8 protein-coding genes are annotated in these 12,556 nt (G+C 73.4%); 7 read left to right on the top strand and 1 reads right to left on the bottom strand.

What is annotated here, in order from left to right:
- Nucleotide 1: 1 nt before the first annotated feature.
- Nucleotides 2-2,236, bottom strand: coding sequence for a glycogen debranching protein GlgX (gene glgX, locus ACH4N1_RS23775; RefSeq protein ID WP_398099883.1), 2,235 nt, complete (start codon nucleotides 2,234-2,236; stop codon nucleotides 2-4).
- 152 nt (nucleotides 2,237-2,388) lie between these two features.
- On the opposite strand from glgX, the gene ACH4N1_RS23770 reads away from it, so the two are divergent.
- From ACH4N1_RS23770 to ACH4N1_RS23740, 7 genes are all read left to right on the top strand, one after another.
- Entirely contained in the window at nucleotides 2,389-3,633 is a 1,245-nt protein-coding gene (locus ACH4N1_RS23770) for an Ig-like domain-containing protein (protein WP_398099881.1), read from the top strand.
- A 167-nt stretch (nucleotides 3,634-3,800) separates the two neighbouring features.
- Nucleotides 3,801-5,042 carry an Ig-like domain-containing protein gene (locus tag ACH4N1_RS23765; protein ID WP_398099879.1) on the top strand — a complete coding sequence of 414 codons (1,242 nt, stop codon included), beginning with the start codon at nucleotides 3,801-3,803 and terminating at the stop codon, nucleotides 5,040-5,042.
- Between the two features lie 89 nt (nucleotides 5,043-5,131).
- Nucleotides 5,132-5,899 (top strand): enoyl-CoA hydratase/isomerase family protein, encoded by a 768-nt coding sequence (locus ACH4N1_RS23760; protein ID WP_382787396.1) that lies wholly within the window; start codon nucleotides 5,132-5,134, stop codon nucleotides 5,897-5,899.
- A gap of 370 nt (nucleotides 5,900-6,269) precedes the next feature.
- Nucleotides 6,270-6,773: an ATP-binding protein gene (locus tag ACH4N1_RS23755; RefSeq protein WP_398099878.1), complete on the top strand. Its 504-nt coding sequence runs from the start codon at nucleotides 6,270-6,272 to the stop codon at nucleotides 6,771-6,773.
- A gap of 190 nt (nucleotides 6,774-6,963) precedes the next feature.
- Nucleotides 6,964-8,847 (top strand): ABC transporter ATP-binding protein, encoded by a 1,884-nt coding sequence (locus ACH4N1_RS23750; protein ID WP_398099876.1) that lies wholly within the window; start codon nucleotides 6,964-6,966, stop codon nucleotides 8,845-8,847.
- A complete protein-coding gene (locus ACH4N1_RS23745) occupies nucleotides 8,844-10,706 on the top strand; it encodes an ABC transporter ATP-binding protein (protein ID WP_398099875.1) in 1,863 nt (620 codons plus the stop codon). The genes ACH4N1_RS23750 and ACH4N1_RS23745 overlap by 4 nt, the downstream gene beginning before the upstream one ends.
- On the top strand, nucleotides 10,703-12,499 hold the full coding sequence (locus tag ACH4N1_RS23740; protein ID WP_398099873.1) for an ABC transporter ATP-binding protein: 1,797 nt from the start codon (nucleotides 10,703-10,705) through the stop codon (nucleotides 12,497-12,499). The genes ACH4N1_RS23745 and ACH4N1_RS23740 overlap by 4 nt, the downstream gene beginning before the upstream one ends.
- The last annotated feature ends 57 nt before the right edge of the window (nucleotides 12,500-12,556 follow it).

The raw sequence follows: 12,556 nt of genomic DNA, 5'->3' as shown, positions 1-12,556 counted from the left end.
CTCAGGAGGACACCCGCAGCAGCAGTACCGACCGGGCCGCAAGCGTCACCCCCGTCCCCGCCCGGTGGGTGACGGCCGGGGCGGTGTCCTGGTCCTCGCCGGAGGTGTCGACCACGACCTCGTAGCGCTGCGCCCAGGGCGGGCCCGGCAGGACGAAGTGGGCGGGGCGGTCGCCGGCGTGCAGGAGGGCGAGGAAACTGTCGTCCGTGATCGGGGCGCCCCGCTCGTCGCGGCCGGGGATGTCCCGGCCGGAGAGGTACATGCCGAGCGTCGCCGCGGGCGCGTACCAGTCCCCTTCCGTCATCTCCGTGCCGCGGGCGGTGAACCAGGCCAGGTCGCGCAGCCCGTCCGCGGAGTGGGCCCGGCCGGAGAAGAACGCCCGGCGGCGCAGCACGGGATGGCGGTGGCGCAGGGCGATCAGGCGGGCGGTCAGGTCGTGCAGGGCCTTCCAGCCGGGGTCCTCCAGCAGGCTCCAGTCCAGCCAGCTGGTCTCGTTGTCCTGGCAGTACGCGTTGTTGTTGCCGTGCTGGGTGCGGCCCAGTTCGTCGCCCGCGACCAGCATCGGCACGCCGGTCGACAGCAGCAGCGTGGTGAGGAGGTTGCGCAGCTGCCGCCGCCGCAGCGCGCGCGTGCGCTCGTCGTCCGTCTCCCCCTCGGTCCCGCAGTTCCAGGAGCGGTTGTCGTCCGTGCCGTCCCGGTTGCCCTCGCCGTTGGCCTCGTTGTGCTTGCGCTCGTAGGACACGAGGTCGCGCAGGGTGAACCCGTCGTGGGCGGTGATGAAGTTGACGGAGGCGTAGGGGCGCCGGCCGCCCCAGGCGTACAGGTCGCTGGAACCGGACAGGCGGTAGCCCATCTCGCGGACGTCCGGCAGGGCGTGCCGCCAGAAGTCGCGTACGGCGTCGCGGTAGCGGTCGTTCCACTCCGTCCACAGCGGGGGGAAGGCGCCCACCTGGTAGCCGCCCGATCCCACGTCCCAGGGTTCCGCGATCAGCTTGACCCGCCGCAGCACCGGGTCCTGCGCGATCACCGCGAGGAACGGCGACAGCATGTCCACGTCGTGCATGGAGCGGGCGAGGGCGGCGGCCAGGTCGAAACGGAAGCCGTCGACGCCCATCTCCGTGACCCAGTAGCGCAGCGAGTCCGTGATCAGGCGCAGCACGTGCGGCTGGACGACGTGCAGGGTGTTGCCGCAGCCCGTGTAGTCGGCGTACCGGCGGGCGTCCGGCTGCAAGCGGTAGTAGCCGCGGTTGTCGACGCCCTTCAGGGACAGCGTCGGGCCCAGCTCGCCCGCTTCCGCGGTGTGGTTGTAGACCACGTCGAGGATGACCTCGATGCCCGCCGCGTGCAGCGCGCGCACCATCCGTTTGAACTCGCCGACCTGTCCGCCCGTCGTCCCGGCGGAGGCGTATCCGGCGTGCGGGGCGAAGTAGCCGATGGAGTTGTAGCCCCAGTAGTTGCGCAGTCCCCTGCGCAGCAGGTGGTCCTCGTGGGCGAACTGGTGGACCGGGAGCAGTTCGACGGCCGTGACGCCCAGGCCGGTCAGGTGCTCGATCGCGGCCGGGTGCGCCAGGCCGGCGTAGGTGCCGCGCAGTTCCTCGGGGACGCCGGGGTGGCGCATGGTGAAGCCGCGGACGTGCAGCTCGTAGATGACCGAGTCCGCCCAGGGGGTCTTGGGGCGGCGGTCGTCGGCCCAGTCGTCGTCGTCGTGGACGACGACGCCCTTGGGGACGTGCGGCGCGGAGTCCCGTTCGTCGCGGACGGTGTCGGCGAACTGCTGCTGGGGCCAGTCGCGGACGTGTCCGTACACCTCGGGCGGCAGGCCGAACTCGCCGTCCACGGCACGGGCGTACGGGTCGAGGAGCAGTTTCGCCGGGTTCCAGCGGGCGCCGGTCCACGGGTCCCAGCGGCCGTGCACCCGGTAGCCGTAGCGCTGGCCGGGCATCACACCGGGCACGAAGCCGTGCCAGATCTCGTGCGTGAGTTCCGTCAGCCGGGCGCGGGTCTCCCGGCCCCGGTCGTCGAAGAGGCACAGGTCGACGGCCTCCGCGCCGCCCGCCCACAGGGCGAAGTTGGTGCCGGCGACCCCGTCGGGGCCGACCCGGAAGCGGGCGCCGAGCGGCGTGGACGCGCCGGGCCGCACGGGCACGCCGGGCGTCCTGCGCGGTGCCCTGTTCACGATGGCGGAAGCGGCGGGGCGCTCCTCCGCCACCTCCTCCTGTTCGGCTGCGCTGGACACCGTTCAGCCTCCCGCGGCTCGTGGCACGACGCGGGCCCGGGGCGTACGGCGTCCCGGCCGCTGCTCCCTCGGCGTCGTCCTCCCCCCTGTTCTGCCCAGCGCGTGCCTCGCACTCACGTTTCCCCGGAGCGTGCCCCGTCGTTGTCCAGCGCGTGAGGCACGTAACTGGGCGCGCACGGCGCGCGGGGGTCGCACTGACCGCCGTACTGACATGGGCAGGACTGCTGGCGGGAGCCGCCGGATGCAGCGGGGACGGCAGGAGCGGGCTCGACGGTCTGCTGGGCAGACCCCCGGCGTCCGAGGACACCATCCGGGTCACCCCGCGGGACGGCACCCGGGAGGTGCGTCCCGGCCAGGCGCTGCGGGTCCGGGTGCCCGACGGGCGGCTGGAGTCGGTGCGGGTCGTCGCGTCGCAGGACGCGCAGGAGAGGGAGGTGCCGGGCCGGATCTCCGCGGACGGCCGCAGCTGGCGTCCGGCGGATGACCGGCTCGCGCTCGCCGCCCGCTACACGGTCGACGCGGTCGCCGTGGACGGCGGCGGACACCGCTCGGCCCGGCACACCACGTTCACGACGCACGTCCCCGAGGAGCGGTTCGTCGGGTACGTCACGCCGGAGGACCGCTCGACGGTCGGCACCGGGATGATCGTGTCGCTGGAGTTCAGCCGGGAGATCGAGAACCGTGCCGCCGTCGAGCGCGCCGTCCGCGTGAGCGCCGAGCCGGCCGTCGAGGTCCGGCCGCACTGGTTCGGCACCTCCCGGCTCGACTTCCGCCCCGAGCACTACTGGAAGCCCGGCACCCGCGTCACCGTCTCCCTGCGCCTGCGTGACGTCGAGGGGGCGCCCGGCGTCTACGGGCTCCAGCACCGGACGTTCTCCTTCAGCGTCGGCCGCCACCAGGTCTCCCTCGTCGACGCCGCCGACCACACCATGCAGGTGCGGCGCGAGGGCGAGCTGCTCGCCACCGTGCCCATCACCGCCGGGGCCCCGAGGACGACGACGTACAACGGCAAGATGGTGGTCACGGAGATGCTGGAGCTGACCCGGATGAACGGCGCCACCGTCGGCTTCAAGAAGAAGAACGGCAAGGGCGAGTACGACATCCCGGACGTGCCGCACGCGATGCGGCTCACCGAGTCGGGCACCTTCCTGCACGGCAACTACTGGGCGGCACCGGAGTCCTTCGGGCGGGTCAACCTCAGTCACGGGTGCGTGGGCCTCAGGGACGTGAAGGGCGGCGGCGCGGACACTCCCGCGGGCTGGTTCTTCGACCGCAGTCTGGTCGGGGACGTCGTCGAGGTGGTCCGCAGCAAGGACAGGACGGTCGCCCCGGACAACGGGCTCGGCGGCTGGAACATGAACTGGAGGCGGTGGAGCGCCGGCAGCGCGGTGAACTGACGTCCGGGCGTCGCTTCCCTCCTCCCTCTGCTCCCATGGTCCAAGTTGGGACGGAACGGTGACATTCCGAGGTCACCGGGGCCGCTGACCATGTGGTTAATATGCGCGCAGCGCAGGGGACGTGCCTGCGTGCGGGCCCGACCGGCCCGGGGGAGGGGAGAACGGACGTGAACGTGCGACCGATATCGGGGGCATCGGTTGGAGGGCGCTCGCGCGGCCGCGACAGGCGGCTGGCGCTGCTCGTCGGAGGACTGCTGCTGACCGTCACGGCCTGCGGGGGCGGGGCTTCCGGGGCGGAGAAGACGCAGGACGGCAAGGGCTCGGGCGCCGCGGCCGCGGCGAGCGGGCAGTCGGAGGCGGTCGTCTCGATCGCCCCGAAGGACGGCGCGAAGTCCGTCGACACCAGCGGCGCCCTGAAGGTGACGGCCGCCAAGGGCAAGCTGACCGAGGTCGTCGTCAAGGACGCCGAGGGCGCGAAGGTCGACGGGGAGATCTCCGCGGACGGCGCCGGCTGGACGCCGAGCACCCATCTGGCCGCCGCCACCAAGTACCAGGTGCACGCGGTCGCCAAGGACGCCGAGGGCCGTACGGCCGCCGAGGACGCGTCCTTCACCACGCTGACGCCCGAGAACACCTTCGTCGGCACCTTCACGCCCGAGGACGGCTCCACCGTCGGCGTCGGCATGCCGTTCTCGGTCCGCTTCACGCGGGGCATCACCGCGCCGGACGACGTCGAGAAGGCCATCAGGATCAAGACGGTCCCGGCCGTCGACGTGCAGGGGCACTGGTTCGGCAACGACCGCCTCGACTTCCGGCCCGAGAAGTACTGGAAGGCCGGCACCAAGGTGACGGTCGAGCTGAACCTCGACGGCGTCGAGGGCCGCAAGGGCGTCTACGGCAAGCAGTCCAAGACGGTCTCCTTCACCATCGGCCGCGACCAGGTGTCCGTCGTGGACGCCAAGAAGCACACGATGAAGGTCATGCAGGAGGGCAAGGTCGTCAAGACCCTCCCGGTCACCACCGGCAAGGCCGGCTACGCCACCTGGAACGGCCAGATGGTCATCAGTGAGAAGTTCACGGTGACCCGCATGAACGGCGACACGGTCGGCTACGACGGCGAGTACGACATCAAGGACGTCCCGCATGCCATGCGGCTGACCGACTCCGGCACCTTCGTGCACGGCAACTACTGGGGCGGCGACGCCTTCGGCAACTACAACGCCAGCCACGGCTGCATCGGCCTGCGGGACGTGCGCGGCGGCTACGACAGCGGCGTGCCGGCCGCCTGGTTCTTCAACCACTCGATGACCGGCGACGTGGTGGTCGTGAAGAACTCCACCGACCCGGTGGTCTCCCCGTCCAACGGCCTCAACGGCTGGAACATCCCGTGGGCGGAGTGGACGAAGTAGCTCTCCCGCGGTTCTCCCGCGGCGGCGGGCCCGGTGCTGTGATCCACGGCACCGGGCCCGCTCCCGTTAGTCGCCGTTAACCTGCTGGCATGACCGTGAATCTCGAAGTCGCCGAGGGCGTCGGCACGCTGCGCCTGGACCGCCCGCCCATGAACGCGCTGAACGTCGCCACCCAGGACCGGCTGAAGGAACTCGCCGAGGAGGCGGGCCGCCGTGACGACGTGCGGGCCGTCGTCGTGTACGGCGGCGAGAAGGTGTTCGCGGCGGGCGCGGACATCAAGGAGATGCAGCTCATGGACCACACGGCCATGGTGCTGCGCGCCCGCGCCCTCCAGGACGCCTTCACGGCGGTGGCCCGCATCCCCAAGCCGGTGGTCGCGGCCGTGACCGGATACGCGCTGGGCGGCGGCTGCGAGCTGGCGCTGTGCGCGGACTTCCGGATCGCCGCGGACAACGCGAAGCTGGGCCAGCCGGAGATCCTGCTCGGCCTGATCCCGGGCGCGGGGGGCACCCAGCGGCTGTCCCGGCTGATCGGCCCGTCCAGGGCGAAGGACCTGATCTTCACCGGCCGCACGGTGAAGGCGGACGAGGCGCTGACGCTGGGGCTGGTGGACCGGGTGGTCCCGGCCGACGAGGTGTACGCGCAGGCGCACGCGTGGGCGGCGAAGCTGGCGCAGGGTCCGGCGCTCGCGCTGCGGGCCGCCAAGGAGTCGGTCGACACCGGTCTGGAGACGGACATCGAGACGGGTCTCGCGGTGGAGCGGAACTGGTTCGCGGGCCTGTTCGCCACCCCGGACCGGGAGACCGGCATGCGCAGCTTCGTGGAGGAGGGGCCGGGCAAGGCGAAGTTCCGGTGAGGCCGTTCCGGCGGCCTCCGGGACGGGACCGATGTGAGACTCGTCTCGCCGAAAGCCCGCCGGAGCCCTTGCAATTGACGGAGTGTCTCATCCGGGGTGCGGCCGGGTCCTCGCCCCCGGGTCCCGGCCGGGCCCCGTGCGGGGGCCCCGACGGGGCGCTTCGCCGCAACTGTGCGGCGCTCGGGGCCGCCTCGCCGAGGAAGCCCGGCAGTCGCCCCTCGACGAGGCGTCTTAGCAGGTCAGAGGGGTTGCGTCCGGCATCCGAGCGCCTCCGGAACATGCCGGTCGATTCGGGCGGAACGGGGCCTTCCGGGGGGCGTATTCCCCCGGAACGGCCCCGCGCGGGGCCCCGGGCCGCCATGATGGGGGCATGGCGGGGCTGGAGGGTATCGAACAGCCGCGGGGGCACGGGCGTGTGGCCGCGGCACGCTGGTCGCCCGCGGTCGAGGACGAACAGGGACTCAAGGCACTGGAGTTGTTCGGTGACCCCTCGGACGCGGAGGTCCAGCTGCCGTCCCGCCCCGAATCCGCCGCCACGGCCCGGCGCCTCACCCAGGTCGTCGTCCTCCGCCGCTGGCAGCTCACCCCCAAGATGACCGAGGACGCCGTCCTGCTCGTCTCGGAACTCGTCGGCAACGCCGTACGCCACACCGGTGCCCGTGCCTTCGGGCTGCGCCTGCGCAGGCGGCGGGGCTGGATCCGCGTCGAGGTCCGGGACCCCTCACGGGGGCTGCCCTGTCTGATGCCGGTCCAGGAGCTGGACGTCAGCGGCCGGGGGCTGTTCCTCGTCGACAAGCTGTCCGACCGCTGGGGCGTCGACCTGCTGCCGCGCGGCAAGACGACCTGGTTCGAGATGCGCGTCGCCGACCGCTGACCGGCCGGTCCCGGCCGGGCCGGGTCCGGCTCGAAACCGGATCGGCCGACCGGGTGACATCCGCCTGCCGCCGGACCCGGGCCCGACCCGTTCGAGGACCCGAACGCGCAGGTCGTAGGTCCGAGGACCGAGCCCGGACCGGCCGAAACTCGGTGGGCGTCGTCAGTGGTGATTTGTAGGCTCGCTCCTGATGCTCACGACACCCGCACCCGCCAAGGATCGTTCCGCCGTACGGACGTTGCTGCGCCTGTGGCCGTACGTGCGGCCCGTCCGGGCGCGGTTGTCCACCGCCGCGGCCATCGCGGTCGTCGCCTCCTGCACGGGGCTGGTGATCCCGCTCGTCCTCAAGTGGATGGTGGACGGGCCGGTCGCGGACCGGGACCCGGCGGGCGTCTGGCTGGGCGCGCTGTACCTGCTGCTGCTCGGGATCGCCGAGGCGCTCCTGTTCGGGCTGCGGCGCTGGCTGGTGGCACGGCCGCTGTCGCACGTCGAGGCGGAGATGCGGGCCGACCTGTACCGGCACCTGCAGCGGCTGCCGGTGGCCTTCCACGACCGGTGGGCGTCGGGGCAGCTGCTCTCCCGAGGCACCACCGATCTGATGCTGCTGCGCATGTTCCTCGCCTTCCCGCTGACGTTCCTCCTGGTCAACGGGGTGACGATCCTCGTCGGCGTGACCATCATGCTGCTTCAGGACTGGACGCTCGGACTGGTCATCCTCGGGCCCGCGATCCCCGTGATCGTCATGTGCGTGGTCTTCGAGAACCGGTACGCGCGCGTGGCGCGACGCGCCCAGGACCAGGTCGGCGACCTGACGACGGTCGTCGAGGAGAGCGTCCTCGGCATCCGGGTCGTCAAGGGCTTCGGCCGGCACCGCAGCCAGGCGCGGGCCTTCCACGAACTGTCGTCGACACTGCGCGGGACGGAACTGCGCAAGGCGCGGCTGCTGGCGACGATCTGGGCGGTCATCGTGACCCTGCCCGAGCTGGCTATCGGCGCGGCGCTGGTGCTGGGGACGGTGCAGGTCGCGGACGGCGAACTGTCCGCGGGCACCCTGGTCGCCTTCCTCTCCACGGCCCTCGCCCTGCGCTGGCCGGTGGACTCCATCGGCTTCCTGCTGGCGATGAGCCAGGAGGCGGCGACGGCCACGGAACGGTACTTCGAGGTGATGGACGCGGAGCCGGAGGACGACGGGGTCCCCGCCGGACGGCCGTCGGCCCCGGCCCCGGCGCCGACGCCCGTCGCGGAGCGCTCGGCTCCGGCGGCCCCCGTCCCGGAGGACCCGGCTCCGGCTCCGGCGGCCCCCGGCGGGTACGCGTCGCCCCCTGAAGGGGGCCTGCGGTTCCACGGGGTCACCTTCCGCTACCCCGACGCCGAGCCCGGTTCCCCGCCCGTCCTCGACCGGGTCGACCTGCACGTCCGGCCCGGCGAGTCCATGGCGCTGGTGGGCGCCACCGGCAGCGGGAAGACCACGCTCACCGCGCTCGTGCCGCGGCTGCACGAGGTGACCTCCGGGTGGATCACGCTCGACGGCGAGGACATCACCGCGATGTCCCGCGAGGAGCTGCGCGCGAAGGTGGCCGTCGCCTTCGAGGAGCCGACGCTGTTCTCCGCGAGCGTCGGGGAGAACGTGCTGATGGGCGCCGGCGGCGACGCGGACGACGGCGACCTGGAGCGGGCGCTGGCCGTCGCCCGGGCCGAGTTCGTGCACGCGCTGCCGCAGGGCACCCGCACCCAGGTCGGCGAGCAGGGGCTGAGCCTGTCCGGCGGGCAGCGGCAGCGCCTCGCGCTGGCGCGGGCGGTGGTGGGCCGGCCCCGGTTCCTCGTGCTCGACGACCCGCTGTCCGCGCTGGACGTCCACACGGAGGCCGCCGTGGAGGCCGCCCTGCGCCGCGTCCTCGCCGACACGACCGCGCTGATCGTCGCGCACCGGCCGTCCACCGTGCTGCTCGCCGACCGGGTCGCCCTGCTGTCGGGCGGCCGGATCACCGCCGTGGGCACCCACCACGAACTGCTCCGCACCCACGCCGAGTACGCCCGTCTGATGTCCGGGGACCAGGAGGCCGACCGCCGATGACCGCGCCCACGACCGCCGCCTCCTCCACCGCCGACGACGAGCGGGACCCGACGGCCGCCCGGGAGGACGCCGACGCCTTCGACCGGGACGTCCTGCCCACCCCGCCGGGCGCCACCGGCGCCCTGCTGCGCTCGCTGCTCGCCCCGATGAGGGCGCGCGTCGCCCTCACCACGTTCCTGCTGCTGCTCCAGCAGGCGGCCGTGCAGGCGGGTCCGCTGCTGGTGGCGTACGCCATCGACCGTGCCGTGCCGGCGTTCCGGGAGGACGACCTGGGGCCGCTGGTCGCGGTGGGCGTCGGCTACCTGGGGTGCGCGCTGGCCGGCGGCGGGCTCCAGTACGCGTTCCTGATCGCCTCCGCGCGCGTCAACCAGGACGTGCTGCTGGATCTGCGCGGCCGGATCTTCCGGCACGCGCAGGCGCTGAGCGTCGACTTCCACGAGCGCTACACCTCGGGCCGGCTCATCTCCCGCTCCACCACCGATGTGGAGTCGCTGCGCGAACTGCTCAGCGAGGGCCTCCAGGAGCTGGTGACGGTCGTCCTGTCCTTCCTCTACATCTCGGCGATGCTGCTCTGGCTGGACCTGGGCCTCGGTGCGGTGGCGGTGGCGTCGTTCGGGCCGCTGTACCTCCTCGTCCGGGTCTACCAGCGGCGCGCGGGCCGGGTGTTCACCGCCCGGTCCACGGCCATCGCCGCCGTGATCGTGAAGTTCGTGGAGACGGTCAACGGCATCCGGCCGGTGCGCGCGTTCCGCCGCGAGGCCGTCAACGAGGCCGACTTCCGGGTCCTGAACCAGCGGCACGAGCGGACCAACGGCGACGCCCTGCTGGAGATGGCCCGGTACGTCGTCGGTTCCCGGCTGGTCGCCAACACCGCCGTCGCGCTGATCGTGCTGTGGGGCGCCCAGCGGGTGGCCGACGGTTCGCTGGCGCTGGGCGTGCTGGCCGCGGCGGTGCTGTACCTGCGGCGGCTGTACGACCCGATCGACCGGCTCGGCATGTTCCTCAACTCCTACCAGTCGGCGGCAGCCTCCCTGGAGAAGATCGCGGGGCTGCTGGCCCAGGAGCCGTCCGTGCCCGAGCCGGCCGCGCCCCGGGAGCTGCCGGCCCGCCGGCCGGGCATGCCCGGCCGCGAGGTCGTCTTCGACGGCGTCGGCTTCGGCTACCGCACCGGTGGCGAGGTCCTCCCCCGCTTCGACCTCACCCTGCCCGCCGGGCAGACGGTCGCGGTGGTCGGCTCGACCGGCGCCGGGAAGTCCACCCTGGCCAAGCTCCTCGCCCGCTTCTACGACCCGACGGCGGGCCGGGTGCTGCTCGACGGCGTCGATCTGCGCGAGCTGGCGACGGCCGAGCTGCGGCGCGGGGTGGTCATGGTGACGCAGGAGGCGTTCCTGTTCTCCGGGACGGTCGCCGACAACATCGCGCTCGGACGGCCGGACGCGAGCCGGGAGGACATCGAGCGGGCGGCGAAGGCCATCGGCGCGCACGAGTTCATCAGCGCGCTGCCCGACGGCTACGACACGGACGTTCGCAGGCGCGGCGGCCGCATCTCCGCCGGCCAGCGCCAACTCGTCTCTTTCGCGAGGGCGTTGCTCGCGGACCCGGCGGTGCTGATCCTCGACGAGGCGACCAGTTCGCTCGACGTGCCCGGCGAGCGGGCCGTGCAGGCGGCGATGGCGACGGTCCTGAGGGGCCGTACGGCGGTGGTGATCGCGCACCGGCTGTCGACGGTCGAGATCGCCGACCGGGTGCTCGTCATGGAGCACGGCCGGATCGTCGAGGACGGCACCCCGGACGAACTCGTCGCGGGCACCGGCCGGTTCGCGGACCTGCACCGCGCCTGGCGGGACAGCCTCGCGTGAGGGCCCGGCGCACGGGACGGCAGCCGATCGACGCCTACGCCGACCCCGGCACGCCCGACTGCCGGGGCGGCTGGTCGTACCTGTGGTGGCTGACCTGCCGCCAGCCGGGGCGGGCGGTGGCGGGAGCGGTGCTGTCCAGCGTCTGGATGGTGCTGATGGCGCTCGTGCCGTACCTGATGGCGAGGGCGGTCGACGACGGTCTCGAGGGTGGTGACACGGCCGCGCTGGCGGGCTGGACGGCCGCGCTGTTGCTGGTGGAGGCGTTCAACGCCTGGGTGAGCATCACGCGGCACCGCACCATGACCCGGGTGCGCATGGACGCCAACTTCCGCACGGTGAAGCTGGTCGTCGGGCACACGGTCCGGCTCGGCGCCGCGCTGCCGCGCCGGATCGGGGCCGGTGAGGTCGTCACGATCGGCGTCGGCGACGTGCAGACCATCGCCACGTCCCTGACCATGATCGGGCCGGGTGTCGGCGCGGTCGTCGTCTACGTCGTCGTCGCCGGGGTGCTGCTGTCGGTCTCGCCGCTGCTCGCGGCGGTCGTGCTGCTGGGGATGCCGGTGATCGCCGTGCTGGTCGGCCCGCTGATGGGGCGGCTCCAGGGCGCCGAGGGCGAGTACCGGGAGCGGCAGGGGGTGCTCACCGCGCGGATCGGCGACCTCGCGGGCGGGCTGCGGGTGCTCAACGGCCTCGGCGGCAAGAGGCTGATCGCGGACGCCTTCCACCGCGACTCGCAGCGGCTGCGCGCCCAGGGCTACCGGGTCGGCGCGGTCACCAGCTGGATGCAGGCCCTCGGTACGGGCCTGCCGACGGTGTTCCTCGCCGTGGTGACGTGGCTGGCGGCCCGGCTCGCGGCCCGGGGCGAGCTGACCGTCGGCGAGCTGGTGGCGGTGTACGGCTACGTGGCCGTACTGGTCGGCCCGGTCGCGTTCATCGTGGACATGGGCTACCAGCTCAGCCGGGGCGTGGTCGCCGCCCGCCGGGTCGTACGGCTGCTGCGGCTGGAGCCGGACGACCCGGCCACCGGTACCGCCGACGCGCCCGCCGGGCCGGCGGTGCTGTACGACCCCGTCTCCGGTGTGCGGGTCGCGCCGGGTCTGCTGACGGCGCTGGCCGGTGCGCGGCCCGCCGACACGGCCGCCGTGATCGACCGGCTGGGCCGGTACGGGCCGACCGACGTCACCTGGGGCGGCGTGCGCGTCGACGAGGTGGGCCTGGCACAGGTCAGGGAGCGGATCCTGGTCGCCGACAACGAGGCGGACCTGTTCGCCGGCAGCCTGCGCGAGCTGGTGGGCGGGCGGCGCGACGCGTCCGCCGCGGAGATCGACCGGGCGCTGCGGGCGGCTGCCGCCGAGGACATCGTGCAGGCTCTGCCGGACGGGCTCGACTCCCCCGTGGCGGCGCGGGGCCGCAGCCTGTCCGGCGGTCAGCGGCAGCGGGTACGGCTGGTGCGGGCGCTGCTCGCCGACCCCGAGGTGCTGCTCGCCGTCGAGCCGACGTCGGCGCTCGACGCGCACACCGAGGCGGCGATCGCGCGGCGGCTGCGCGAAGCGCGCGCCGACCGGACGACCGTCGTGACGAGCACCTCCCCGCTGCTGCTCGACCACGCGGACCGGGTGCTGTACCTGGTCGACGGGAAGGTCGCGGCGAGCGGCCGGCACCGGGAGCTGCTGGAGACGGAGCCGGGGTACCGGGCGCTGGTGGCGCGGGACGCGGAGGACACTCAGGACCCGCGAGACCCGCAGGGCAGCGGCGGGGCAGGGGACGGGACCGTAGAGGGGGCTGTGCGATGACGGCGGGTGGCTCGGGCGGGTCGGGCGGGAAGGGGCCGGCCGGGTCGGGCGGGAAGG

It is taken from the genome of Streptomyces sp. NPDC017202, assembly GCF_044331705.1.
GTDB lineage: Bacteria > Actinomycetota > Actinomycetes > Streptomycetales > Streptomycetaceae > Streptomyces.
The sequence above is the reverse complement of the archived record's forward strand: the minus strand, read 5'-3'. Positions and strand labels throughout refer to the sequence as shown.

What these genes read in the sequence shown, in the direction of transcription:
- ACH4N1_RS23760 (WP_382787396.1), top strand. Translation starts at nt 5,132, where the DNA reads ATGACCGTGAATCTCGAAGTCGCCGAGGGCGTCGGCACGCTGCGCCTG.
- ACH4N1_RS23755 (WP_398099878.1), top strand. Translation starts at nt 6,270, where the DNA reads ATGGCGGGGCTGGAGGGTATCGAACAGCCGCGGGGGCACGGGCGTGTG.
- ACH4N1_RS23750 (WP_398099876.1), top strand. Translation starts at nt 6,964, where the DNA reads ATGCTCACGACACCCGCACCCGCCAAGGATCGTTCCGCCGTACGGACG.
- ACH4N1_RS23745 (WP_398099875.1), top strand. Translation starts at nt 8,844, where the DNA reads ATGACCGCGCCCACGACCGCCGCCTCCTCCACCGCCGACGACGAGCGG.